At 53.7% G+C, this 23857-nt stretch carries 25 protein-coding genes; 9 read left to right on the top strand and 16 right to left on the bottom strand.

Annotated elements, in window-relative coordinates; all coding sequences use genetic code 11:
* Positions 1 to 7: 7 nt before the first annotated feature.
* From rsxG to metG, 8 genes are all read right to left on the bottom strand, one after another.
* Positions 8 to 628 (bottom strand): electron transport complex subunit RsxG, encoded by a 621-nt coding sequence (gene rsxG, locus OES20_01765; protein MDH3633407.1) that lies wholly within the window; start codon positions 626 to 628, stop codon positions 8 to 10.
* Positions 625 to 1647: an electron transport complex subunit RsxD gene (gene rsxD / locus OES20_01760; protein MDH3633406.1), complete on the bottom strand. Its 1023-nt coding sequence runs from the start codon at positions 1645 to 1647 to the stop codon at positions 625 to 627. The genes rsxG and rsxD overlap by 4 nt, the downstream gene beginning before the upstream one ends.
* A complete protein-coding gene (gene rsxC / locus OES20_01755; GenBank protein MDH3633405.1) occupies positions 1644 to 3197 on the bottom strand; it encodes an electron transport complex subunit RsxC in 1554 nt (517 codons plus the stop codon). Before rsxC ends, rsxD begins: the two co-directional genes overlap by 4 nt.
* On the bottom strand, positions 3190 to 3750 hold the full coding sequence (gene rsxB, locus OES20_01750; GenBank protein ID MDH3633404.1) for an electron transport complex subunit RsxB: 561 nt from the start codon (positions 3748 to 3750) through the stop codon (positions 3190 to 3192). The genes rsxC and rsxB overlap by 8 nt, the downstream gene beginning before the upstream one ends.
* Before the next feature lie 2 nt (positions 3751 to 3752).
* Positions 3753 to 4334 (bottom strand): electron transport complex subunit RsxA, encoded by a 582-nt coding sequence (gene rsxA / locus OES20_01745; protein ID MDH3633403.1) that lies wholly within the window; start codon positions 4332 to 4334, stop codon positions 3753 to 3755.
* A gap of 97 nt (positions 4335 to 4431) precedes the next feature.
* Positions 4432 to 5388 carry an FHA domain-containing protein gene (locus tag OES20_01740; GenBank protein MDH3633402.1) on the bottom strand — a complete coding sequence of 319 codons (957 nt, stop codon included), beginning with the start codon at positions 5386 to 5388 and terminating at the stop codon, positions 4432 to 4434.
* Entirely contained in the window at positions 5376 to 6638 is a 1263-nt protein-coding gene (locus OES20_01735) for a serine protease (GenBank protein MDH3633401.1), read from the bottom strand. Before OES20_01735 ends, OES20_01740 begins: the two co-directional genes overlap by 13 nt.
* Positions 6639 to 8672: a methionine--tRNA ligase gene (gene metG / locus OES20_01730; GenBank protein MDH3633400.1), complete on the bottom strand. Its 2034-nt coding sequence runs from the start codon at positions 8670 to 8672 to the stop codon at positions 6639 to 6641. It lies immediately after the preceding gene.
* Between the two features lie 149 nt (positions 8673 to 8821).
* Between metG and apbC the strand changes: the two genes are divergently transcribed.
* On the top strand, positions 8822 to 9910 hold the full coding sequence (apbC, locus tag OES20_01725) for an iron-sulfur cluster carrier protein ApbC (protein ID MDH3633399.1): 1089 nt from the start codon (positions 8822 to 8824) through the stop codon (positions 9908 to 9910).
* 59 nt (positions 9911 to 9969) lie between these two features.
* On the opposite strand, the gene OES20_01720 is transcribed toward apbC, so the two are convergent.
* Genes OES20_01720 through OES20_01710 form a run of 3 tightly spaced genes read right to left on the bottom strand, consistent with a single transcriptional unit; the run spans position 9970 to position 11844 of the window.
* The gene (locus tag OES20_01720; GenBank protein MDH3633398.1) at positions 9970 to 10815 is read right to left on the bottom strand and encodes a pirin family protein; all 846 of its coding nucleotides are present in this window, start codon (positions 10813 to 10815) and stop codon (positions 9970 to 9972) included.
* Positions 10816 to 10825: 10 nt separating this feature from the next.
* Complete coding sequence (locus tag OES20_01715; GenBank protein MDH3633397.1) at positions 10826 to 11437, bottom strand: NAD(P)H-dependent oxidoreductase; 612 nt, start codon at positions 11435 to 11437, stop codon at positions 10826 to 10828.
* Positions 11438 to 11439: 2 nt separating this feature from the next.
* The gene (locus OES20_01710) at positions 11440 to 11844 is read right to left on the bottom strand and encodes a DoxX family protein (GenBank protein ID MDH3633396.1); all 405 of its coding nucleotides are present in this window, start codon (positions 11842 to 11844) and stop codon (positions 11440 to 11442) included.
* A 99-nt stretch (positions 11845 to 11943) separates the two neighbouring features.
* On the opposite strand from OES20_01710, the gene OES20_01705 reads away from it, so the two are divergent.
* Positions 11944 to 12837, top strand: coding sequence for a LysR family transcriptional regulator (locus OES20_01705; GenBank protein ID MDH3633395.1), 894 nt, complete (start codon positions 11944 to 11946; stop codon positions 12835 to 12837).
* On the opposite strand, the gene OES20_01700 is transcribed toward OES20_01705, so the two are convergent.
* Positions 12807 to 15119: a response regulator gene (locus OES20_01700; protein ID MDH3633394.1), complete on the bottom strand. Its 2313-nt coding sequence runs from the start codon at positions 15117 to 15119 to the stop codon at positions 12807 to 12809. The two genes, OES20_01705 and OES20_01700, sit on opposite strands and share 31 nt — an antisense overlap.
* Before the next feature lie 226 nt (positions 15120 to 15345).
* On the opposite strand from OES20_01700, the gene dcd reads away from it, so the two are divergent.
* Positions 15346 to 15912: a dCTP deaminase gene (gene dcd, locus OES20_01695; protein MDH3633393.1), complete on the top strand. Its 567-nt coding sequence runs from the start codon at positions 15346 to 15348 to the stop codon at positions 15910 to 15912.
* A gap of 58 nt (positions 15913 to 15970) precedes the next feature.
* Here dcd and OES20_01690 read toward each other — a convergent pair whose 3' ends face one another.
* Positions 15971 to 16624: an HAD-IB family hydrolase gene (locus OES20_01690; GenBank protein MDH3633392.1), complete on the bottom strand. Its 654-nt coding sequence runs from the start codon at positions 16622 to 16624 to the stop codon at positions 15971 to 15973.
* A gap of 92 nt (positions 16625 to 16716) precedes the next feature.
* Between OES20_01690 and OES20_01685 the strand changes: the two genes are divergently transcribed.
* Both OES20_01685 and ptsP read left to right on the top strand, forming a co-directional pair.
* Positions 16717 to 17208, top strand: a complete 492-nt coding sequence (locus OES20_01685; protein ID MDH3633391.1) for an RNA pyrophosphohydrolase — start codon at positions 16717 to 16719, stop codon at positions 17206 to 17208.
* Between the two features lie 32 nt (positions 17209 to 17240).
* A complete protein-coding gene (gene ptsP, locus OES20_01680; protein MDH3633390.1) occupies positions 17241 to 19493 on the top strand; it encodes a phosphoenolpyruvate--protein phosphotransferase in 2253 nt (750 codons plus the stop codon).
* Positions 19494 to 19602: 109 nt separating this feature from the next.
* Here ptsP and OES20_01675 read toward each other — a convergent pair whose 3' ends face one another.
* The gene (locus OES20_01675; protein ID MDH3633389.1) at positions 19603 to 20025 is read right to left on the bottom strand and encodes a CopD family protein; all 423 of its coding nucleotides are present in this window, start codon (positions 20023 to 20025) and stop codon (positions 19603 to 19605) included.
* A 117-nt stretch (positions 20026 to 20142) separates the two neighbouring features.
* Here OES20_01675 and argC point away from each other — a divergent pair, with 117 nt between their 5' ends.
* From argC to erpA, 4 genes are all read left to right on the top strand, one after another.
* Positions 20143 to 21171, top strand: coding sequence for an N-acetyl-gamma-glutamyl-phosphate reductase (gene argC, locus OES20_01670; protein ID MDH3633388.1), 1029 nt, complete (start codon positions 20143 to 20145; stop codon positions 21169 to 21171).
* Positions 21168 to 21893, top strand: coding sequence for a hypothetical protein (locus OES20_01665; GenBank protein ID MDH3633387.1), 726 nt, complete (start codon positions 21168 to 21170; stop codon positions 21891 to 21893). The genes argC and OES20_01665 overlap by 4 nt, the downstream gene beginning before the upstream one ends.
* Positions 21894 to 22352: a polymer-forming cytoskeletal protein gene (locus OES20_01660; protein MDH3633386.1), complete on the top strand. Its 459-nt coding sequence runs from the start codon at positions 21894 to 21896 to the stop codon at positions 22350 to 22352.
* An 81-nt stretch (positions 22353 to 22433) separates the two neighbouring features.
* The gene (gene erpA, locus OES20_01655; GenBank protein ID MDH3633385.1) at positions 22434 to 22787 is read left to right on the top strand and encodes an iron-sulfur cluster insertion protein ErpA; all 354 of its coding nucleotides are present in this window, start codon (positions 22434 to 22436) and stop codon (positions 22785 to 22787) included.
* 10 nt (positions 22788 to 22797) lie between these two features.
* Here the strand turns inward: erpA and OES20_01650 are convergent, their stop codons facing one another.
* On the bottom strand, positions 22798 to 23595 hold the full coding sequence (locus tag OES20_01650) for a HEAT repeat domain-containing protein (protein ID MDH3633384.1): 798 nt from the start codon (positions 23593 to 23595) through the stop codon (positions 22798 to 22800).
* 66 nt (positions 23596 to 23661) lie between these two features.
* The coding region (locus tag OES20_01645; protein ID MDH3633383.1) for a hypothetical protein at positions 23662 to 23857 on the bottom strand (196 nt) is incomplete at its 5' end.

Below are 23857 nucleotides of genomic sequence, written 5' to 3'. Positions count from 1 at the left end.
ATGCCGGTCAGTTAAAAATCATATCAGCGTTTTGTTGATAGTACAGCAGTGTGTTTCGTACTGCCGCAATCACGGCACGCGGTGTAATGGTTGCGCCGGTAAACTGATCGAACTCACCGCCGTCACGTTTTACACGCCAACCGGATCGTCCGGGATTGGTCAGTGATTTGCCGTCGAAACTTTTGATCCATGGCGATTTCCTGATTTCGACGGCGTCACCAAGCCCGGGTGTTTCAGCATGCTTGATGACGCGAACGCCGGCCAGCTTGCCGCTACTGTAGACACCGACGAGGAGATGTAACTTGCCGTTGTAGCCGTTGGGCGCGATGCTATTGAAAATAGCCGCGACCGGTTCTCCACCAAGGCGAGCGCGGTAAACAATCGAGACTGTGTCAGTACCGAGCAACGTGGACGAGGGTAGTTCCAGCGTGTCCGCTACAATATCGTTGTCGAGCTTGTCGCTGGGTAACAGCGCATGCAGATTACGCAACAGCACCTGGCGCTCGTTTTCGATAATACTTTCCCTTGTGCTGTACTCGGTGAGCGCGACCAGGGAGGTACCGGCGACTGCAAATACCCACAGGAATATGCCCGAAATCAGAATCTGCCGACGGCTGATCGTGATCATTTTTCGCCATACACCCGCGGCTGGGTGTAATAGTCGATGAGCGGCACGCACATGTTCGCCAGTAGTACCGCAAAAGCGACCCCATCGGGATATCCGCCCCAGACGCGGATGACATAGATCAGAATTCCAATCAGCAAGCCATAGTAAATGCGACCCCTATCGGTGGTTGCCGCGGTGACCGGGTCGGTGGCGATGAAAAAGGCCCCGATCACGACGGCACCCGAGAGCAATTGAAAAACCGGTGAGGTATAGATTTCGGGGTCAAGCAGGTAGAACAGCAGCGACATTGCGAGTACGGCGCCGAGCAGCGCGGTCGGAATATGCCAGCGAATAGTGCGGGTAAATAGTAACCATAATCCGCCGACAAACCACCAGAACGCTATCCATTCCCACCCCTTGCCGCCATACTCGCCGAATACCGGTGACAGTCGGATTTCACTCACCGTGATACCCTGCGCAACGGCGGTTTTGACCTGGTCCAATGGGGTTGCCGAACTCAGCGCATCCCACTGTTGAATATCGGCGCCGCCGAAACTGTAGGCAAGCGCATCCATCAGGCCTAGATTTTCGCCGCTGACGGAGCCTGGTAAATACCAGGTGGTCATTTCCCGTGGGAAGGAAATCAACAACACCACGTAACCGACCATTGCCGGGTTGAAAGGATTGAATCCGAGCCCACCGTACAGATGTTTCCCGGCCACCATGGTGAAACCGATTCCAACCAGTACCAGCCACCAGGGGGAGTGCATCGGCAGGCAGAGCGCAAACAACCATGCCGCCACCACCGCGCTGAAATCAGTTAGGTGCGGCATGACGGGTTTTGCGCGTAATTTCAGAATGCCTGCCTCGAAAGCCAGCGCTAGCAGCACCGCAAGACAAATGTTAATGATGACCCCGGGTCCGAAATACCAGGCATAAGCAAACGTGCCTGGAAGCAGGGCGATGATGACCTGGATCATCAGGCGTTTAAGCGTATTTCCCTGGGCGACGTAAGGGGAGGAAACGACGACGCTGGTCACTGCGAATCTTCCTGAACCGCTTTCTTGCGCGCCTTAACTCTGTCAAGTGCTGCCTGGACTGGGTCCGCGCTGCCTGTTGTCTCACCGGATTGGGCCTTTCTTTTTTCTAGGGCCTCGCGTTTCAAACGACGTCGTTCTTCGTCTTGCTGTTTTTTCAGCAGCAGTCGTTTTTCCCGGAACTCAAAGCGTCGGCGCGCGTGATCCGATTTAATCTGCATCTTACGCGCCGCACGAATTTCACTTTTGGCGGCCCGGTAATACTGGACCAGGGGGATTCTGCTCGGGCATACCGTGGAGCAGCAACCACATTCGATACAGTCAAACAGGTGAAACTCCTGGGTACGGTCGTAGGCTTTGGCGCGTGCATGCCAGTAAAGCTGTTGGGGTAACAATTGTGCCGGGCAAACCTCGGTACATTTGCCACACCGGATACATTCATCGTGATGCCCCGGCGATTTTGGAATCGTTTCCTCGCGCATCACCATAATGCAGTTGCTGGCTTTGACGATTGGGACCTCGCCACCGGATAACGAAAATCCCATCATCGAGCCGCCCATAACCAGGTGTCTGCTTGCGCTGTCGCGGTAACCACCGGCAAGCCCGATCAGGTGGCTGATGGGAGTACCCAGTCGAACTTCCCAGTTGCCGGGTTGACTGATATTGTCGCCAGTGATCGTGACGATCCGGGAAATCAGCGGCCGGCCCTGTTCGAGGAATTGAGTGATAGCGACGCAGGTACCGACATTCTGACATAAGAGACCGATGTCAAAGGCTAGCTGGCCGTGGGGTACTTCCTGGCCCGTCAGGATCTGGACCAGCTGTTTCTCACCACCCGAAGGGTAAATCGTCGGGATCGATACTATTTCAGTGTCGGGAAGTGGATGCTGTGCCAGGGCTTGTCGCATGGCAGCGATTGCTTCGGGCTTGTTGTCCTCGATGCCAATATATGTGGTTTGCGGTGACAGGATTTGCTGCAGATAACCACTACCGCGAACAATTTCCGCCGCGCGGTGGCGCATCAAGATATCGTCGCAGGTAATGTAGGGCTCGCATTCGGCCCCGTTGATGATCAGGATTTCGATTCCCTGGGCTTTGCCGCGTAAAAGCTTAGGTGTAGTCGGAAAAGCAGCACCGCCGAGCCCGACGATACCGGCCCGACAAATCTGTTCGATTAATGCTTCGGGCGCCAGGCTTTCGGGGTCGTTGATGGCGGGATCGAGCGCCTGGTCTTCGCCATCGACATCAATCACGATGCAGGTATCAGCCTGTCCCGAGGGATGCGCAATTGGGTGACTTTCGATCGCGCTGATCTTCCCCGAGGTGGGAGCGTGTACCGCGGCGCAAATCAACGAGGAAGCGGCGGCGATAGTCTGTCCCTGCAGTACCCGGTCACCCACCTTGACTACCGGTTTGTTGGGATCACCGATGTGTTGACGCAACGGCAGGAACAGACGTTCAGGTAAACTGGCCTGCTGCAATCCGCGATTGAGCGACTCGGCTTTATGCCCGTCGAGCCGAAGACCGCCATGAAAATGGTGCAGTTTAAGCATCCTGAACCAGTTCCAGCTGGTCTGGCGGTGCAGGCCATTTCCAGTCGTCGATGGTTTGCCTGGCAGGAATCATGTCGATGCAATCGACCGGGCAAGGTGGCAGGCAGAGTTTACAGCCGGTGCATTCGTCGGCAATCACGGTGTGCATGTGCTTGGCCGCGCCGAGAATAGCGTCCACCGGACAGGCCTGGATACAAAGCGTGCAACCAATACAGGTTTGTTCGTCAATTACGGCTACCAGTGGAACATCGAGGTGCTCACCGTGCTCGGCGTTGAGTTCGAGCACCTCGGTATCGAGCAGGTCGGCAAGCGCGACAATGGTTGCTTGCCCACCGGGCGGGCACTGATTGATCGGGGCTTCGCCGTTGGCGATAGCCTCTGCATAAGGTCGGCATCCCGCATAGGTGCATTGTCCGCATTGTGTCTGTGGCAACAGCGCGTCGATTTGATCGACGACCGGGTTACCTTCGACCTTGAAGCGGATCGCTGCGTAACCCAGTATCAGGCCGAACAGCCCAGCCATCAGGCTGATGGTGAGAATCGCTAGCAACACGGTTAAGCCTTAACCAATCCGCTGAGCCCCATGAAAGCCAGCGACATGAGTCCGGCGGTAACCAGTCCTATCGCCGAACCCCTGAAAGGTACTGGTACGTCGGCAACATTGATGCGCTCGCGCATGGCGGCAAATAATATCAATACCAGCGAAAATCCAAGCGCTGCGCCAAAACCGAAGATTACCGATTCGAGGAAACTATTCTGTTCCTGGACGTTAATCAGCGCTACGCCCAGCACCGCGCAGTTCGTGGTTATCAGGGGTAAAAAAATGCCGAGCACGTTGTACAGCAGGGGACTGGTTTTGTGCACGACCATTTCGGTGAAATTGACGACAGCGGCAATTGCGATAATGAAGCCGATCGTGCGCAGGTACTCGAGGCCCAGCGGTGCCAGGATCCAGCTGTTGATCAGATAACTCATCACGGCCGATAACGTCAGTACAAAAGTTGTCGCGGCACTCATACCGATCGCCGTTTCCACCTTGCGTGAGACGCCCATGAACGGACAAAGTCCGAGGAATTTCACTAACACGATGTTATTGACAAACACGGTGCCGATTAGCAGTAACAGGTATCCTGACATGAGCGAATTATAAGGCCTGGGACTATTGAAAAATACCGAAATTGACTGAGGTCTTTATTGCACCTGGTGATCGTGCGTTGACCGTTGCGAGAGTCGATCAGTCGGCGAATTCGCCAGGTTCGAGTTTCCCGGCCTGCTCGATGAAGTGCTCGACAGCGATAGTTTTTTTCAGGTGCCAGTTTAGCGAACTGAGGTTGTTCTGGTACCTGGCTGCCGAACTGAAATCATCCAGCATGGCGCGCACCTCGGGGCTTTGCAGGATCGAGGGTAGCGCGATAGGGCTGGCAATCAGGATCGCCAGTATGATGCTTCGGCTGTGTTTTAAATGTGAAATATGGATCAGGTAAAGTGCAACCGCAGCGGGAATGATCAGCAGGTGCCAGCCAAACCGGAATACCGTTTGCGGCCAGTCCGCGGAGAACAGGTAGCCCAGTTCGCTGGCAAAGATCGTCATGAAATAATAAAGCAGGTACACCAGGCATACCGAAGTCACCAGTTGCTTGATTTCCCATCGATTGACCAACAGGCGTTCCAGTATCGATAGCGCGAGCACGAAACCGCCAATGGTCAGTACGTTCTCCCGCAACACGTATTTGAACATTTCACTCCATTTAAAGGTGATATAGGAATTGAGAAAGAACTCCAGACCGCCAATAAAAAGGCAAGTCAACACGAGAATTACCGCCCAGTAGGCATGCCCGAAAAGTTGGCTGCGCCGACTCTTGCCGGGCAGGGGTCGAGTCGCGGAAACCGCTTGGTCGCGCGACAGCAATTGCATCTGAACACGACCGAGTTCAATGTTCAGGGGTAGCTTCTCGGTTACCAGTGAGTCTACCTGCCGTTTGTCGACACGGGTTGGATTTACCTCGGTCAGGTTGACCAGCTCGAGCGAGCTTTCGCCGCAGCAAATTATCTTCAGGTGGTGTGGTGCAACGGTTGGATCCGAGAGGATAATGTCGTTATCCAGCGCGCGCCCGATCGTTGTCACCTCGCTGTTGATTTGCTCGTAGCGGTGTAATCCACGGGTGCTGATTTCGAGTATCAGGGCTTCCATTCGGTTTGCTCCAGGAATCTTTTAATCAGCGGTAAGGTCGATTTGTAATCGACGCCTGTCATGATCAGGGTAATAAAAAATCCCTTGTTGCGGTGTCCAGTCAGCGCCGCGGTGAAAAGGACATCGCTCATGCCCTTGTATTCGACGTACTCGCGCCGGCACAGATTACTTTTCAATTCCTGCGACGCCACTTCAACGAACCAGGTCTGGCAATTAAAGTTGCTGACGATATCCCGATCGATTTTCGAGTCGATTTGATCCTTGTTCAGGTTTTCGTAGAGATTATAAAACTGGATCGGGTTGAGATCTTTCGATTCAAGCCAGAAATACTCGTAGATCAATTCGCCGACGAACTTGTTGTCTTCATCGAGATAAACATGATTTTTATTAGCGCAGCGAATTTGATAGCGCTTGTAGCGGGCAATGGCGCTCAGCTTGGCACTGTTATCCCAGCACCGTACGGTCGGCGAGATGATACCCGGCAGCTTGAACTGGCGCAGATCGAGTTTAGGCCAGTCTCCCTGCATCAGTTGTTCTATGTAATTGGTTTCGTAAGCCAGTACCTGCTGCGCAACCTCGCGTTTCAGATTGGTCTCTGTATCGAAAGCCCCGGTTGCCGATTGTTCGATTAGTTCGTTCAAAAAGCGGGACGGTACGATAAAGCTGATGTCATTGCGTGCCGTGGCAACGTTTATGCCGATGACTTCGCCCTGGTCGTTGAAGGTAGGACCGCCGCTCATGCCGGGATTGAGACTGCCCGAGAAAAGGATGCGACTATCGTCGGTCTGGTTCAGAATGCCGCCGTTGGTGCCAACTGCAATACTCAGTCCGAGATCCAGCGGATTACCCATGGCGTATATCGGCGCACCTCGTGGCGGCAGCGGGCTCATCTTGATGGCTTCACCGATTGGCTTTTCAGCACCCAGCAGCGCCAGGTCGCGGGCGACATCCAGCCCCAGCAGTTTTAGCTCGCCTTCCTGCCCGTCGTTGCCGATGAATGAAATGTAAAACAGCTCGGGTTCGAGGATAACCTGGCCGATGACATGGTAATTTGTGGCTACCTGGCTGCCGTCACCGACAATAAATCCCGATCCAATACTCGATTTTTTCCCGGTTTCGCGATTCAGTACCCGCACCTGGAACACGCGATCCTGGTTGAGCTGGTAGATTTTCTTGGAATCCATCGCGGCCACGGGCGGCGCGACCAGGCCCGCGAGCAAGACACTGACGGCAATTAGACGTGACAACAACTAGCTGACTCGCATTCCTGGTTTGGCGCCCGAGTCCGGGCTCAGGATGTAAAGCTCGGTCTCGCCGGAACCGGCCGCCAGCACCATGCCTTCGGAAATGCCAAAACGCATTTTACGTGGCGCCAGGTTGGCAACCATCACCGTGAGCTTTCCTTCCAGGTCCTCTGGTTGATAGGCATTGCTAAGCCCGGCAAACACGTTACGGGTTTCGCTGCCGATATCGAGCGTGAGCTGTAGCAACTTGTCGGACTTGTCGACGCGTTTCGCGGCGACGATTCTTGCAATCCGGAAATCGAGCCGTGCGAAATCGTCATAATGGATCTCCGGCGCAATGGCTTCGATCGACGGATCTGCCGAACCCTGCTGTATTTTCTGTTCGGTTGCCAGATCCGCTTTGGTGGCCTCGATCATGCGCTCGATAAATACCGGTTCGATTCGGGTCATCAGGGGCTTGAAACGATTGATACTATGGTCCAGCAGGTTATCGCCGAGATTTGCCCAGTTGAGATTTTCGACATTGAGGAATGCCTCGGCCTCGGCGGACAGCCGGGGTAAAACGGGTTTCAGAAGTATGATTAACTGGCGAAAACAGTTCAGGCCGATGCTGCAGACATCCTGCACCTCTGACGCGCGATCGGGATCCTTGATGGTCACCCAGGGCTGTTTTTCGTCGATGTACTGATTGACCTTATCGGCGAGCGCCATGATGTCGCGCATGGCCTTGCCGAATTCGCGGTTTTCGTAGTATTCGGCGATGGTTTCTGCAGCCGACATAAATTGCTGGCTCAAGTCGTCACTGCTGAGTTTTTTAACCAGCTTGCTGTCGAAACGCTTATTAATGAAGCCCGCGCAGCGGCTCGCGATGTTCACCAGTTTACCCACCAGGTCGGAATTGACGCGCGTGGTGAAATCCTCGAGATTGAGATCGATATCGTCGATCCCGGCCCCGAGTTTAGCGGCAAAATAATAACGCAGGTACTCCGGATTGAGGTGCTCGAGATAGGTGCGCGCCATGATGAATGTGCCGCGCGACTTGGACATCTTTTGGCCGTCCACGGTCAGGAAGCCGTGGCAGTAGACAGCGCTCGGCATGCGGAAACCGGCACCATGCAGCATCGCCGGCCAGAACATCGTATGAAAGCGGGCGATGTCCTTGCCAAGGAAATGATACAACTCGGTGGTACTGTCGGCGTTCCAGTAGAAATCAAAGTCGTGTCCGGTCGCTTCGCACCAGTTCTTGAAACTGGCCATGTAGCCGATCGGCGCGTCCAGCCAGACGTAAAAATACTTGCCCGGCGCATCCGGTATCTCGAAGCCCCAGTAAGGCGCATTGCGAGAAATGTCCCAGTCCTTGAGCCCCTCATCCAACCATTCGTTCATCTTGTTGGCGATTTCGGTTTGCACGTGCCCTTCGGCGAACCAGTTCTTGAGCATCTCCTCGAAATCTTCAAGCTTGAAGAAATATTGTTCCGAATCCTTTTCGACCGGTGTTTCGCCACTGACGACCGATACCGGATTCTTGAGTTCGGTGGGATCGTAGGTAGCACCACAGTTCTCACAATTATCACCATACTGTCCGCCTGCTCCACAGTTTGGACAGTCGCCCTTGATGAATCGATCCGGCAAAAACATTTCCGCAACCGGATCATAGGCCTGTGAAATCACGCGCGTGCGAATATGCCCGGCATCTCGCAATTGGGTATAGATATACTCGGCGAAAAAACGATTTTCTTCCGAGTGGGTGCTGTAGTAATTGTCGAATGCAACCCCGAAATCTGAAAAGTCCTGCAGGTGTTCCTTGTGCATACGTTCGATCAAGGCTTCCGGGGTAGTCCCCTCGGCCTGTGCGCGCAGCATGATCGGTGTACCGTGCGCATCATCCGCGCACACGTAAATGCATTCGTGTCCACGCAGCTTTTGAAAGCGCGCCCAGATGTCGGTTTGCACGTACTCGAGCATATGGCCGATATGGATCGGACCATTGGCGTAGGGTAGCGCGCTGGTGACCAAGATCTGGCGGGGTTTGGAACTCATCGAATGGGCTGGCCTGGTTAAAGCAGCGTATTTTAGGTGTTAGAGTACAACTCTGTATAGAACATTCACATAAAAACTAAGTGATATTTATTGACCGGCTCGGGTAAAATGCGCGCTCGGCACTGAAACCTCGACGCAGACAAACACACATGGCAATTGATAAATCGCAGATTGAAGCAAAACTGGGCCAGGTGATAGATCCCTACATGGAAACCGACCTGGTCACGAGCAAGGCCGTCAAATCGATCGAGCAATTCGGGGACAACTGGACAATACAGATCCAGCTTGGCTACCCGGCAGCGGGCTATTTCGATACCCTGAAGCAGGAAATCCTGAAGACGTTAAGCGAAATCGAGGGTATTGGCGAAGTCGAGGTAAACGTTACCAACCAGGTTAAATCGCACGCGGTACAGCAGAATCTGAAACCGCTGGCGGGTATCAAGAACGTGATTGCGGTTGCCTCCGGCAAGGGCGGTGTCGGCAAATCCACAACCGCGGTTAACCTGGCACTTGCACTGCAGGCAGAAGGCGCTAGCGTGGGCATTCTCGATGCCGATATCTATGGACCCAGTATCCCGCGCATGCTCGGTTGCAAGGGGCAGCCCGAATCCTCAGACGGCAAAAGCCTCGAGCCCATGATTGGGCATGGCATTCAATCGATGTCGATTGGCTACCTGGTCGAGGAAGATACCCCGATGATCTGGCGCGGGCCGATGGTTACCCAGGCGCTCGAACAATTACTCAATGACACTCGCTGGAATGACGTCGATTACCTGATTATCGATTTGCCACCCGGCACCGGTGATATTCAACTGACGCTGGCACAGCGCATTCCGGTCAGCGGCGCGGTAATCGTTACGACCCCACAGGACATCGCGCTGCTCGATGCGCGCAAGGGATTGAAGATGTTCGAAAAAGTTGAAGTACCGGTGCTCGGGATTATTGAAAACATGAGTATCCACATCTGTAGCCAGTGCGGACATAGCGAACACATTTTTGGTGAAGGCGGCGGTGCGCGCATGTCGGAAGAGCACGGTGTCGATTTGCTCGGCTCGCTGCCGCTCGATATCCATATTCGCGAGCAGGCGGATAGCGGCAATCCCACCGTGGCCGCGATGGCCGATAGCCAGATTTCGACGATCTACCGCGAAGTTGCGCGCAGGACCGCGGCCAAGCTCGCCACCAAGGCGCGCGATCACTCCGCTGCATTCCCCAACATCGTCATCCAGAACAACTGATCCTTCGCTCCCGCCTCTACATTAGTCCGGAGGTGGCTTGCCGAAAGCTGGGAATGAGCTTAGAAGTTGCCGCTCTGGTAATCGATGAAGGCCTGCCGCAGCTCGGGCGCGGTATTCATGACAAACGGGCCGGCACGTGCCACTGATTCGTTGAGTGGTTTACCCGCAATCAACAGGAAGCGACTTTCCTGATCCCCCGCAAGCAACGAGACCAGGTCGCCTTTGCCAAGCACTGCCAGTTGATCACGGCCGAGCCTGAGTTGATCTTCAGCGTTGTCTTCGAGCTCCAGCTCGCCTTGAATGACGTAGACAAAGGCATTGTGGTCAGTAGCCAGGCTCTCATCGAAGCGGGCGCCCGGTTGTAAAATCACGTCAAAATAAACCGGTTCAGTCAGCGGCTGGCTGACCGGACCCGTCGTACCCTGCGCGGTAACACCGCTGATCACCTTGACTGTGGCGCCATCCCTGGATTCGGTCGGAATATTCGCGGCATCATGCTCCTGGTAAGCTGGCTTGTCCATTTTGTGCTCACCAGGCAGATTGATCCAGAGCTGGAAGCCTTCGAGCAGGCCATCCTGTTGCTCCGGCATTTCAGAATGCACGATACCCCGGCCTGCCGTCATCCACTGTATGCCACCGGGTTCGATGACGCCTTCATTGCCGGCGTTATCCTTGTGACGCATGCGACCGTTGAGCAGGTAGGTTACGGTTTCAAAGCCTCGATGCGGGTGGGGCGGAAAGCCGGCGATATAATCGTCGGGATCATCCGAACGGAAGGCATCAAGCAGCAGGAAAGGATCGAGGTCCATCAATGCGGGTTGCCCGATAACGCGCACTAAATCCACCCCTGCGCCGTCGGTTGTTGCCTGACCGGTAATCACCTGTTGAACTTTTCGTGTACTCATGAGCTTGCTCCTAGGCTGCCAGGGCCGGATACTTTTGTTCAATTTCCGATATCGCCCTGGCAAAGCTGGCCTCGGCATCGACGTTCATCTGGTCGGCGCCGATGATACTGATATCGTCGATGCCGATGAAACCAAATACCTGCCTCAAATATCCGCTGACAAAGTCTACCGGGCTCTCAAGTGGCACGCCACCCGTGGTAATAATGATATCCACGCGTTTATCCTCGAGTAGCCCCACGGGCCCATTACTGCTATAGCGAAAAGTGACGCCGGCGCGGCATACCAGGTCGATCCAGGCTTTAAGAGTTGCTGGAACGCCGAAGTTATACATCGGTGTTGTCAACACGATATGGTCAGCCCACCTGAGTTCGTCGATGAGCTGGTCCGAAAACGCCAGTCGCGCCGACTGGTTGGTGTCACGATCGTCCACTGCGGTAAAATTAGCCGCTACCCAGTGATGATCTATGAAAGACAGATCCTGGTTCAGGTCTCGAACACGTGTTTCAATCGGAAGAACGTCCTGTTGCAGCTGTCCCAGCAAGCGGTCACCCAGTTTTCGACTGCTTGAATCCGCAGGGTTGGCGCTGGCATCGAGTCTTAAAATTCGTTTCGAACGATGCATGATTAAACCCCCCGTAGTTTCAGTCCAGGATTGAGGGCCCAGTCCCCCGGACCCTGTGCAATCAATACCAGGAATCCACCGATAAGACCGATATTTTTCATGAATAGAATCATTTGCATCTGCTGGCTGAAGTCACTATGGAACAATAAACTGGCCAGCAACGTAAAACCCGCTAGCATCAGGGCGACAACTCGAGTTTGGAAGCCCACCAGGATCGCGATTCCACCCACTATCTCGAGCGCAATCACTGCTGGCAGCAGCAGGCCGGGCAGGCCTGCCGATTCCATATAAGCCTGGGTGCCCGTATAACCGGCGCCGAGTTTGCTGAATCCGGCCATGATAAAGACCACCGCCAGCATGATTCGGCCGGTAAGCATGGAAATGTTGGTTAAATTTTTAGAATTCATTTTACTTGCCTCGTAGTCGTTGATATGGGTATTATTATTGTTCTAAATTATTAATAAACATCGAAATTATTAAAACAATGTTCCGAAATTGAGAACAATATGAATCGACTGGAAGAACTTGAAGCATTTGTTGCGGTGGTTGATTTTCAGGGCTTCAGTAATGCGAGCGACAAACTTGGCCTTGCCAAGTCGATGGTGAGCCGACGCGTCAGCGAGCTCGAGCGGCGGCTTGGCGTACAATTATTGCAACGCACGACAAGACGCCAGTCACTAACCGATGCAGGTCGTGAATTTTATCAGCGGGCGACCCAGATACTCGACGACCTGCATGAGGCAGAGCAGGTCGTTGCCGATTCGCAGTGCGAGATCTCGGGAAAAATAAGGCTTGCGCTGCCGCTTGGCTTCGGTGTCAGGCAATTGGCGCAGCCCATCGCCGATTTCCTGGAACAACATCCCGATATCGAGATTGATATTGACCTCAATGATCGCCAGGTCGACCTGGTGCAGGACAATATCGACCTGGCGATACGGATCGGTGACCTGCAGGACTCGAGCCTGATTGCGCGTAAACTTGCGAGCGTCCATTTGGCTACCTGTGCGAGTTCTGAATACCTGAAAAAGCATGGAGAGCCCCGTCACCCGGCTGAACTGGCACAGCACGAAGTACTCGTGTACAGCAATGTTGCCGTGGGTCGGCAATGGTTTTACCAGAAAGAAGGCAAGCAGGTCAGTCCGAGGATGAAATATCGTCTCAGTGCAAACAATGGCGAGTTTCTGGCGGCAGTTGCAAGCTACGGCCATGCAATTGTAAGCGGTCCCCTCGCGTTTCTGCAGGATTATATCGAAGCGGGTCAACTGGTCTCGATACTGAACAGCTATCCGCGCCCTGAAGTTGGCATGTACGCGGTTTATCCCCCGGGTCGCCTGGTCTCGAGAAGAGTCAAGGTTTTCAGCGACACGCTCTATGCATACTTTCGGAAGCGTGCTTTCTGACCGGTGGATTTACGGTTGTCCAGTTTCGCCGGGGGGAAATATCGATCAAGCAGGGCGACCAGTTGTTTTTTGACAAAAGGCTTGGCGATGTAGTCGTTCATTCCAGCCTCGATGCAGGCTACGCGGTCGCCGTCCTGGGTGTTGGCAGTGATTGCCACGATCGGGATGCAGCCGGTTTCCGGGTCCAGCTCGCGAATTCGTAGTGTGGCTTCATATCCGTCCATTTCCGGCATCTGAATATCCATGAAAATCAGGTCAAAATGTTTTGTTTTAACCGCCTCGAGTGCTTCGAGGCCATTGGTGGCAGTTTCAACCTGATAACCGATGCTGTCGAGCATGCGCTCGACCACGATTAGGTTTACCGGCACATCGTCAACTACCAGTATGCGCAGCTGAGCGCCGGTCTGATCGGCCCGAAACTGCTGACCGGGTAGGATCGTAATGGTATCGTCGCGATCTTCGTCGAGCAGGTCCGGGTCGATGCGCGGCAGCGAGATTTCGAACCAGAACTGACTACCTGTGCCCTCGGTACTGGAAACCCCGATATCGCCGCCCATGGTTTCAACTATTTTTCGACAGATTGCAAGACCGAGTCCGGTGCCGCCGAATTTGCGCGAGGTTGACGCATCGACCTGGGTAAAGCTCTTGAACAGCTTGCCGATCGAATCGGACGGAATGCCGGTGCCGGTATCGGTGATTTCGGTTCGCAGCCTGGGATTCTGATCCTCGCCACCGACGCGCATAACCTTGATCGAGACAGAGCCCTCTTGGGTAAACTTGATCGCGTTGCCAACCAGGTTCACCATAACCTGGCGTAACCGGCCGTAATCGCCGATGTAACTGGCGTGCCCGTCGGGCTCGATCTGGTAGCTGAGTTCCAGGCCTTTCTCCCTGGCCTGGGGATTCAGTATGTCGACGACACCCGTAACCATGCTGGCGTACTCGAACTCCGCCTGTTCAAGTGTGATTCGACGCGCTTCCAGTCGCGAAAGGTCGAGAATATCGTTGATGATTCGCAACAGCGCAGTACCCGAATCCTGGATGATCTCGGCGTAATGTTTTTGCTGATCATCCAGGTCGCTATCGATCAACAGGTCCGTCATTCCGATCACGCCGTTCATCGGGGTGCGGATTTCGTGACTCATGATAGCGAGGAATTCTGATTTTGCACGGTTACTCTGTTCCGCGTCTTCCATGGCCTCGATCAGTTCCTGCTGGGCTTCATGCAGCACGGTAATATCCGATCCGGTGCCGCGATACCCGAGAAAACGGCCTTCGGCATCGAAGACGGGTTTGCCGCTAATCGAGAGCCATACACGGGTGCCATCCTCCTTGTCCCGCGGATGGATAAAATCGCGAAATGATTCCCGGTTTTCCAACGTTCTTATATGCTCGTTGAAGATTTCAAGTGGCATGTTGGGAATGCCGGTTTCAACGCGCGTTTTTCCGAGCAGCTTTTGCGGAGGCACGCCACTCACTGTCTCAAAACTCTCGGAGAAGTAACTGAAGCAGAGATTTTCATCCATCTCCCAGAACCAGTCGGAACCGGACTCGGCAAAGTCATGCAGCCGCTGCTCCTGGAATGCGACATCCGAGCGATGGCTTTCCCCGATTTCTCGCAGCGCGTCGTTGAGCAGGTCGATTGTTTCACCCAGTTCATCGCAGCGGGTATGAGATATGTGGCTTTCGTCAGCCCGCACCGGGTCGAGTTTAGCCTTCTTCAGGCTTTCGTGAATTTCCTCGAGCGGGTAAATCAGGTTGAAAACCACGTATATAAACACGATAGATCCGGCGGTTGCGCAAATGATCAGCGTCAGCCCCAGGATGCGAAAAAGAAATCGATTCAGTTCTTCATTGATTGCAGTGGCATCCATGCGCAGGGCAATGTTGTTTTCGATCCCGAGTTCCGCCCTAGAAAAATATATTTCGTACCTCGGTGTCTGACCCCCGAGATTAATATGGGAAGGTTGAGTTTCGCTCGTCATCAGCGCTAAGGATTCACCGGCTTTTACAAATAGATTTGCGTTGTTGTCGAGGGCGACCGCGCCCACCAGGCGAGAGTCCGACGCAATCAGGTTCACGAGATCGGTTGCGATTGCCGAACTGTCGTGGGTATGATGGGTTAACGCTGCCGATGCGGCAACCCGCGCCAGTTCTCGATAATTGCCGAACAACGACGACTTGTAACTGTGATAGGAGGGGATAACGATGATAAACTCGATCAGTATAATGGCCGCGAAGACAACCAGGAATAACCTGCGCGCGAGGCGAAAGCGCAACATCTGCCCCAGTTTCCTGAACCGTCGTGAAGATTTATGCTGAAATTGAGTTGAAACCACCATCATATTGTTATCGGCAAACCGTCGCAAAGCCTTAAAGCGCGTTAGCAGGGCTTTACCGGCAGTCGAGAGGGATTAATGAGTTTGCCGGGCCCGCGCCAAGGATCGAAACGCCATCGACGCCCGCACCCGGTAGCAGATATACTGCCACTTTTTCAGAGAAAAACCCGTGAGTATTAAATCAGACCGGTGGATACGGCACATGGCGGTGACAGAAGGGATGATCGAACCCTTCGAATCCGGGCAGATCCGGGAGTCCGGAAATGGTCGTATTATTTCCTACGGCACCTCGAGTTACGGCTACGATGTCCGCTGTGCTAACGAATTTAAAATTTTCACCAATATCAACTCGGCGATCGTCGACCCGAAGAATTTCGACGACGAAAGTTTCGTCGATCTGCAATCTGATGTCTGCATTATTCCGCCCAATTCGTTTGCGCTGGCACGCACCGTGGAATACTTCCGCATACCCCGCAGTGTGCTGACAATCTGTCTCGGCAAATCCACCTATGCGCGTTGCGGCATTATAGTTAACGTCACGCCACTGGAGCCAGAATGGGAGGGACACGTGACACTGGAATTTTCCAATACAACCCCTTTACCGGCGAAGATTTACGCCAATGAGGGGATTGCGCAAATGCTGTTCTACGAGTCCGATGAGGTTTGCGAAGTCTCGTACAAGGACCGGGGCGGCAAGTACCAGGGACAGAAAGGCGTGACCTTACCCAAAGCCTGATCGTGGTTTAAGCTTTTTCCAACTGGGTAGTTCGTATCGACAACCTGGAATTTGAAGGTCAAAGCAGGTCGATCATTTTCCAGTTCCTGGCTTGCGCGATGGCTTTCAGGTCCTCATCCGGATTGACCGCCACCGGTATATCAACCAGTTCGAGTAGCGAGATATCGTTAATCGAGTCGCTGTAAAAATAACTGCCATCGAGGTCATGATTGCTGTCGCTGAGCCACTCTTTTAAGACTGTGACCTTGCCCTCCTGGTAGGTGGGGGTACCGAGGAAGCGACCCGTGTAGCGGTTATCGATGATCTCGGGTTCGGTAGCCAGTACCGTCGGCACCCCGAGTATTTGCGCAATGGGTTCGGTAATGAACAGGTTGGTTGCACTGATTATGAGCAATTCATGGCTTCGGGAACGATGACTATCGAGTAAATTAGGGGTGCCGGGTGCAATGATCGGTTTAATCCATGTATCCACGTAGTCCTCGCGCCATGCATGCAGTTCCGCAATGGTGTAATGCGTCAGCGGCTCGAGTGCGAATTCGAGATAGCGATCACTGTCGAGCGTACCGCGCTGGTAATCGCGATAAAAATCCTCGTTGCGAGCACGGTATTCCTGCTCGTTGACGATTCCGGTTTTAACCATGTATTCCCCCCAGAGGTAGTCGCTATCACCGTTTACCAGGGTATGGTCAAGATCAAAAATTGCGAGTGTCATGCTTGAATTCCAATGTCTCAACTTGCTGCGTTCTGAATGTCTATGTCAGAATGGGCGGCCCAGATTCTATACGATTTAAGGTGACCAGCGAAATGATTGACCCGGATGGCTACCGCGCGAACGTCGGAATAATACTGTGCAATAGTGACGGACAGGTGATGTGGGCACGACGTATCGGGCAGGATGCATGGCAGTTTCCACAGGGCGGTATCGCCGTCGACGAAAACCCGATGGACGCCATGTATCGCGAGCTCTGGGAAGAAACCGGTCTGGAGTCCGACCACGTGTCGCTACTGGGTGCTACCGATAGCTGGTTGCGCTACAAGCTGCCAAAACGGTTGATGCGCCGCTGTGAGCCGCGCTGCATCGGCCAGAAGCAGCTCTGGTACCTGCTGCAACTCGAAGCCGATGAAGACAGTTTCAACCTGGGCGCATCCGGCTCACCCGAATTCGATCACTGGGAATGGGTTGAATACTGGTATCCGGTAGAAAACGTCGTCTTTTTCAAACGCCGCGTGTACCAGTGCGCGCTGGCACAACTCGAGTCCAGGTTACCGACGTCGGACGCAGCGACAGACGCCTGAACTTTATCTCCGGGGAATAAATATTGGCATCGATGATACACAGGTTGCAACGTATCGTTCAGGAGGTAAACCGGGCTCCTGATACCGATAGTGCCTTGCTGTTGATAACCGAAAGCCTGATACAGGACCTCAAGGCCCAGGCCTGTTCGATCTTCCTGGCCAAGGAAAGTGATCCCGGTGTGATGATTTTGAAGGCCAGTAATGGACTGAATCCTGCCATTATCGGCAAGGTAGAAAGAAAACTGGGACAGGGATTGATCGGCACCATTGCCGCCCGGGCCGAGGCGATGAACCTGCTCGATGCACCAAAGCACAAGAAATTTTTACTCGTCCCGGATTCGGGCGAAGTCGATTTCCCAGTTCTGCTCGGCGTGCCGATAATCGCTCATCGCGAGGTTCTGGGGGTCATCTCCGTGCAACGCGCGGAAAACGCATTTAATGAAGACGAGGAGGCTTTTTTAACAACGCTCGCTGCGCAACTCGCAACCTCGATCGAGCGCGCCGAGAGCAAGAGCCGCTTCAGCACCGAGTCACCTAGCCATATGATCAAAGGGGTTGCGGGCGCCCCGGGGATGGCGATAGGCGTCGCGATGTTGCTCAACCGCGGCGTTAATCTTGAATCGGTCCCGGACAAGAAAACCGACGACATCGATGGCGAATTGAAAAGCTTTCGGGAAGCGGTGCGCAAGGTTTGCGAAGAGCTGACCGAGCAGGCGGAAAAGATGCGTGCGACGCTACCGGAAGAAGAATGTGCACTGTTCCTGGCTTACGCACAGATGTTGACGGGTGGCTCCCTGATCGACGATACCGAGCAAGGCATCGAGGCAGGTAACTGGGCCCCGTCCAGCTGGCGGGACACGATCGAACAACATGCTTACGTGTTTACGCAGATGGAGGATCGATACCTGGCCGAGCGTGCAAACGATATCCGTGATCTTGGATTACGGGTGCTGCGCAAGTTGATGCTGGAGCAGAGTACTTACCTTGACTTTCCTGATCAAACCATACTGATTGGCGACGAAGTCACCGCCACCGACCTGGCTGACGTACCCCTCGAATGCCTTAGTGGCATTGTCTCTGCACATGGCAGCAGTTCCTCGCATGTCGCGATCCTCGCGCATGCGCTGGGTATTCCGGCGGTCATGGGTGTTCCGAATTTGCCGATCAAGCAGCTCGACGGGATCGACCTGGTTGTCGACGGTTATAACGGATCCGCGTTTATCAATCCGGACAAGTCGATACTCGACGAGTACAGCCAGTACATCGAGGAAGAAGCGGCGATCGAAAAGGACTTGCTAAGTCTCAAGGGCCAGCCCGCGGTGACAACCGACAAACACCAGGTCACGCTGATGGTCAATTCAGGATTAATGTCCGATCACACACCGTCGTTGCGCAGCGGTGCGGAAGGGGTGGGTTTGTATCGGACCGAAATCCCGTTTCAGATCCGCGATCGTTTCCCGAGCGAGGAAGAGCAGTACCTGATTTACCGCACCGTGCTGGAAACCTTCAAGGGAATGCCGGTCGCGCTGCGCACCCTCGACGTTGGTGGAGACAAGCCACTAAGCTATTTCCCGATTTACGAGGCTAACCCGTTTCTGGGCTGGCGCGGTGTTCGCATAACGCTGGATCATCCCGAGATTTTTGTGACCCAGGTGCGCGCCATGATTCGGGCAAATGTCGGTATCAATAATCTTGAGATTCTACTGCCGATGATCAGTAGTAGAAGTGAAGTGGACGAGTCGCTGGTGTTGATCAATCGCGTGCGCGCCGAAATCGAGGAGGAAGTGGGTGAAAAAATATGGCTCCCCAAAATCGGTGCGATGATAGAAGTGCCATCGGCGGTCTACCAGATTGAAGACATCTGTTCAGTGGTTGATTTTGTATCGATAGGCACCAACGATTTGACCCAGTACCTGCTTGCAGTTGATCGCAATAATGAAAATGTCGCCGACCTGTATTCGTCGCTGCATCCGTCGGTACTGAAAGCTATGTGCCAGATCGTGCAGGGTGCGTCGGTTAGCGATACCCCGGTAAGCGTTTGTGGCGAACTGGCGGGCGATCCACTCGGGGTGATGGCTTTACTGGGTATGGGAATTAACAGCCTGTCGATGAGTGTAGGCAGTCTGCTGCGCGCGAAGAAAGTGATTAGATCATTTAGCTACTCTGAATTGACAGAGTCCCTGCAGGAGGCACTTGCCCTGTCGGATGCATTCCTGGTGCGTGAAATGTACGCGGGCAAGCTGGAAGAACGTGGTCTTGGCGGCTTCATCAGGGCCGGTAAGTGAGGCCGCCAAAAGCGGCCTCATCCCGGAAAGTGCGAAGCACTTGTCCGGGATCTTGTTAGGGTGCTGCGATCTCAAGATTCGGGCCTGCCTGCGTAATCTGGCGCAAACCTCAGAACGGTTTGACCACGGCCAGGATGACCACGGCAAACAGCACCAGTACCGGTAACTCATTGAACCAACGGAACCAGACGTGCGAGCGCTGGTAGCGATTACTGGCAAAATCACGGATAATCTTGCCACAGTAAAAATGATAAGCGATCAACAGCACGACCAGGGCCAGTTTCAGATGAAGCCACCACGTCTGGGAAAAAGCTGCCCAGGCGTAGTCGAACAGCAACCAGAGCCCGAAAACTATCGTCAACAGCATCCATGGCGTGATGAATCGGTACAGTTTGGCTTCCATCAGCGCCAGGCGGGCTTTGACAGCTTCTTCTTCGGCCATCGCGTGGTTAACAAACAGGCGCGGCAGGTAAAATATGCCGGCAAACCAGGCCACCATGAATACAATATGAAATGCTTTGATCCAAATCATTAAAGAATCTCTTAGAAAGGTGTGCTAAATGACTGTAAACTGGCGCTTTTTATGTTGCCCAAATACGGTCTATGTATAATGCTGCGTCCATTTTAGCGACATGACCTGAACAATAGAATGATAAAGATTGGAATAATTGGTGGTACTGGGTATACCGGTGTGGAATTGATGCGTTTGCTGGCGCAGCATCCGCATGCCCGCGTAGAAGTTATAACCTCCCGCAGCGAGGCCGGTAATGCCGTTGCTGAACTGTTTCCGAATCTCCGCGGCCTGGTTGACCTGAATTTCAGTGAGCCCGCCGTGGATTCCTACCGGGACTGTGATCTCGTGTTTTTTGCGACACCCAATACAACCGCGATGAACCAGGCCGCGGAATTGCTTGCCGCCGGCATCAGGATTATTGACCTGGCAGCGGATTTCAGGATTAAGCATGTTCCGACCTGGGAACAATGGTACGGCGCGACCCATGCCTGTCCGGAGCTGGTTGACGAGGCTGTTTATGGCTTGCCCGAATTGAACCGCGAGGCGATTCGGGACGCGCGCCTGGTTGCGAACCCGGGCTGCTATCCGACCTCCGTTATACTCGCACTGATTCCGCTGCTGGTTAACCGCTTGATTGAACCCGGATCAATCATAGCCGATTGTAAATCGGGAACCAGCGGTGCCGGTCGTAATGCCAGTATCGGTAAGGGTTTCTGCGAAGTCACTGAATCCGTCAAGGCTTACGCGGTCTCCGGACATCGCCATCTGCCTGAAATAAAAGCAATCCTGCAAACTCTCGATGCGGAAGCCGATCTCGTATTTACTCCGCACCTGATGCCGATGATTCGCGGCATTCACGCGACCGTTTACGCCGATGCAAGGGATTCGGCGGACCCGGTGCAGAGCCTGTACGAGGATTATTACCGCAGCGAACCTTTTGTTGACGTGATGCCGGCGGGCGCGCATCCTGAGACCCGCAGCGTCCGCGGTTCCAATATCTGCCGCATAGCGGTACATTACCTAGAGGCTGCCAACAAGTATGTCGTGCTGTCGGTAGAGGACAATCTGGTAAAAGGTGCAGCCGGACAGGCAATCCAGAATATGAATCTGATGTTTGGCCTGGATGAAACTGCCGGGCTTGACGCCGTGGGGATGATGCCTTGAGTAGCCTGCATAAAGGATTTCAGGTCCGGCAACACCGGCCCTGGGTGGTTTGGCTCACGGTCGTATTGCTGGTTCTGATGATGGCGATGTTTTTTTACCTGGGTCGGGACTATCAATCCTATGAACTGGAGCAAGTGCAACTCGAGCGTGAAACCCTGGTCAGTCGCATTGCCGAGCTCGAAACTCGTAACCATAACCTGTTGCAGAAAAACGCACATCTCGACGGTAGCAGCAAGATCGAGCGTGATGCCTACGAACTCGCCAACCAGGAGTTGATAAAATTGCAGCAGGAGCTGTTGGCGCAAAAGGAAGAACTGGCGTTCTACCGTGGCATCGTGTCTCCCAAGGATGCCGCTTTAGGTGTTAACCTGCAGTCCTTCGTAATGCGAAAAAAGAACAGCCAGAACCAGTATAGTTATAAAATGATTCTGACCAAGAGCGGCAAAAGTACCAGGAAGATCAGTGGCGGCGCTGATGTCCGCATTCGTGGAGAGACGGCGGGTGGCGTCAGCGAGTTGAAATTAATTGACCTGGCCCTTGAAAATTCGGGGAAAGTCACCAAGTTTTCATTCAAGTACTTCCAGGTTTTTGAGGGTGACATAGCCCTGCCCGAAGATTTCGAGCCTTTCGAGGTTGAAATAGGCATCAAACCAACTACAAAGAAGGTAAAATCATTTTCGGAAACAATTTCATGGACGCAGGTACTGTCCGAAGGAGTATAAATGTTTGGTAGAAAGAAAGGTTTTAGCGCAGCTCGGATAGATACACTCGTCGGCCAGGGCACCGAGATTAACGGTGACCTCGTTTTTTCGGGTGGTCTGCATGTCGATGGCACTATTAATGGTAACGTGGTTGCCGAGCAAGGCAGTACCGCTATCCTCATCCTCAGTGAATTTGGTTGTATCGAGGGCGAAGTCAAGGTGCCCAACATGGTGCTTAATGGCGAGATCGTCGGTGACGTCTATGGCTCGACACGCGTCGAACTGGCGCCCAAATCGAGGATCAAGGGCAGCGTTTACTATAATCTGATCGAAATGGCGATCGGCGCCGAAGTCAATGGCGGCCTTGTGCACCAGCCCCAGGGTGAACAGTTGCCGAAGCGCCTCGAAGACAAATCGAACAATCGTGAAGGCAATAACAATCACGGCAGCAATAAGGTTGAACCGGTAGCCGATAATTAACTCTAAGTGGTATTATCGATCGCCTGAAGCGCAGTTTTAACGAGTAACGCTATGGAAGTAATCATCGACGCGAATTTTGGCATGGCACTGGGACCCGCTTCCGGTGACGTTCTGCTTGAATTTTCTGATTCCGCGGTCAACAAGCTCAAGGCGATCCAGGCCGAGGAAGGCAATCCCGACCTGATGCTGCGGGTGTCGGTCTATGGCGGCGGCTGCTCCGGATTTCAGTACACCTTTTCGCTCGACGAAGAAGTTAAACCGACTGATAAAACCGTTGCAAAAGACGGGGTTACGCTGATTATCGACCAGAAAAGCTACCAGTTGCTGGCAGGTTCCGAGGTCGACTATCGCGAGGGACTCGAAGGCGCGATGTTCGTTGTCAACAATCCGAATGCAACCTCGACCTGTGGTTGCGGCGCGTCGTTTTCGATTTAAACAGCAGCCCCTAACTATCCAGTTCGATCAAAATAGCTTCGGCGTTCGCCCGAATCGTCTCGTCCGGATCGTAGCGCGCCTGCATTAGATACGAAATTGCGCTTATGCCACCAATATCACCCAGCGCATTGACCGCGTGATGCCGGATCAGCGTATCCGGGTCGGATAAAAGTCCCGCCAACGCAGGCACCGCGGTTTCGCTCTCGAGCTCTGCGAGTGCCTCGATCGCAGCCACTCTGACTTTGCGGTATTCATCGTATAGATAAGGCTCGATACTGCTCACCACCGATTCATCTTCCTGTAGCGCCAGTGCCTCGAGCACTGCGATGCGCAATTGAGGATTGGAGTCGTTCAATGCTGCCGACAGCGCTGGAATGTTATGCTGATTGGTCATATCCCCCAGCGATTCAATCGCGGCGAGGCGGATCACCGGATCGTCGTTGGACAGCATCGGCGAAAGCTCACTGGAGGCTGTATCCGTGGATTGATTCTCCAGCGCTTCGATCCGGGCAAGCTCCGGGTAGAGAATCAGTGTCCAGTCCGCCGCTTGCGTTGCCGGCGGTGAATCAGTCATGGATTCGGGCTTATCCCGCTCGATCAGCAGCGATTCATCTAAATCGACCGATTCAGGTTGTTCGCGCTCGATACGGAAAGCGGTTTGCGGCTGGCTGATCGCCGTTAAATCCTGCTTGTCAGGTAGCCTGCCGCTTATTGGTGCCTCGCCCCGGTAGCTATCCGGAGCCAGCAGCAGCATCAGGCAGGCGACAATCGTGATAAACGTTAACGCTGTAGTTTTGACTGTGTCCATATCGGTTAATTTATACCAAAATAGATCCTCTCCCTTGCGGGAGAGGACTCGAAGTACCTATTAGAGCTAAATCACTTCAAAACAACTTTCGACTGCTGTTTTATTGCCATTTTCCTCCCTGGCAAGAATTTCAAACTTCCATTCGCCGGTTAGCGCGATATAACCATCGGGAATTGTCAATGAAGTTGGGCGAGGTTCGTCGTCATCAAAAGCCGGTAGTATGGTGCTCATAACTTCATCACCGTCGTCATTTTCAACCACT

This window comes from Gammaproteobacteria bacterium (genome assembly GCA_029862005.1).
In the GTDB taxonomy this organism is placed as follows: domain Bacteria; phylum Pseudomonadota; class Gammaproteobacteria.
This window is presented reverse-complemented; position numbering and strand designations above follow the sequence as displayed.

What these genes read in the sequence shown, in the direction of transcription:
- OES20_01685 (MDH3633391.1), top strand. Translation starts at nt 16,717, where the DNA reads ATGATTGACCCGGATGGCTACCGCGCGAACGTCGGAATAATACTGTGC.
- ptsP (MDH3633390.1), top strand. Translation starts at nt 17,241, where the DNA reads ATGATACACAGGTTGCAACGTATCGTTCAGGAGGTAAACCGGGCTCCT.
- rsxG (MDH3633407.1), bottom strand. Translation starts at nt 628, where the DNA reads ATGATCACGATCAGCCGTCGGCAGATTCTGATTTCGGGCATATTCCTG.
- OES20_01705 (MDH3633395.1), top strand. Translation starts at nt 11,944, where the DNA reads ATGAATCGACTGGAAGAACTTGAAGCATTTGTTGCGGTGGTTGATTTT.
- argC (MDH3633388.1), top strand. Translation starts at nt 20,143, where the DNA reads ATGATAAAGATTGGAATAATTGGTGGTACTGGGTATACCGGTGTGGAA.
- erpA (MDH3633385.1), top strand. Translation starts at nt 22,434, where the DNA reads ATGGCACTGGGACCCGCTTCCGGTGACGTTCTGCTTGAATTTTCTGAT.
- apbC (MDH3633399.1), top strand. Translation starts at nt 8,822, where the DNA reads ATGGCAATTGATAAATCGCAGATTGAAGCAAAACTGGGCCAGGTGATA.
- OES20_01740 (MDH3633402.1), bottom strand. Translation starts at nt 5,388, where the DNA reads ATGGAAGCCCTGATACTCGAAATCAGCACCCGTGGATTACACCGCTAC.
- rsxC (MDH3633405.1), bottom strand. Translation starts at nt 3,197, where the DNA reads ATGCTTAAACTGCACCATTTTCATGGCGGTCTTCGGCTCGACGGGCAT.
- OES20_01715 (MDH3633397.1), bottom strand. Translation starts at nt 11,437, where the DNA reads ATGCATCGTTCGAAACGAATTTTAAGACTCGATGCCAGCGCCAACCCT.
- OES20_01710 (MDH3633396.1), bottom strand. Translation starts at nt 11,844, where the DNA reads ATGAATTCTAAAAATTTAACCAACATTTCCATGCTTACCGGCCGAATC.
- OES20_01720 (MDH3633398.1), bottom strand. Translation starts at nt 10,815, where the DNA reads ATGAGTACACGAAAAGTTCAACAGGTGATTACCGGTCAGGCAACAACC.
- OES20_01650 (MDH3633384.1), bottom strand. Translation starts at nt 23,595, where the DNA reads ATGGACACAGTCAAAACTACAGCGTTAACGTTTATCACGATTGTCGCC.
- OES20_01690 (MDH3633392.1), bottom strand. Translation starts at nt 16,624, where the DNA reads ATGACACTCGCAATTTTTGATCTTGACCATACCCTGGTAAACGGTGAT.
- OES20_01700 (MDH3633394.1), bottom strand. Translation starts at nt 15,119, where the DNA reads ATGTTGCGCTTTCGCCTCGCGCGCAGGTTATTCCTGGTTGTCTTCGCG.
- OES20_01675 (MDH3633389.1), bottom strand. Translation starts at nt 20,025, where the DNA reads ATGATTTGGATCAAAGCATTTCATATTGTATTCATGGTGGCCTGGTTT.
- OES20_01660 (MDH3633386.1), top strand. Translation starts at nt 21,894, where the DNA reads ATGTTTGGTAGAAAGAAAGGTTTTAGCGCAGCTCGGATAGATACACTC.
- rsxA (MDH3633403.1), bottom strand. Translation starts at nt 4,334, where the DNA reads ATGTCAGGATACCTGTTACTGCTAATCGGCACCGTGTTTGTCAATAAC.
- metG (MDH3633400.1), bottom strand. Translation starts at nt 8,672, where the DNA reads ATGAGTTCCAAACCCCGCCAGATCTTGGTCACCAGCGCGCTACCCTAC.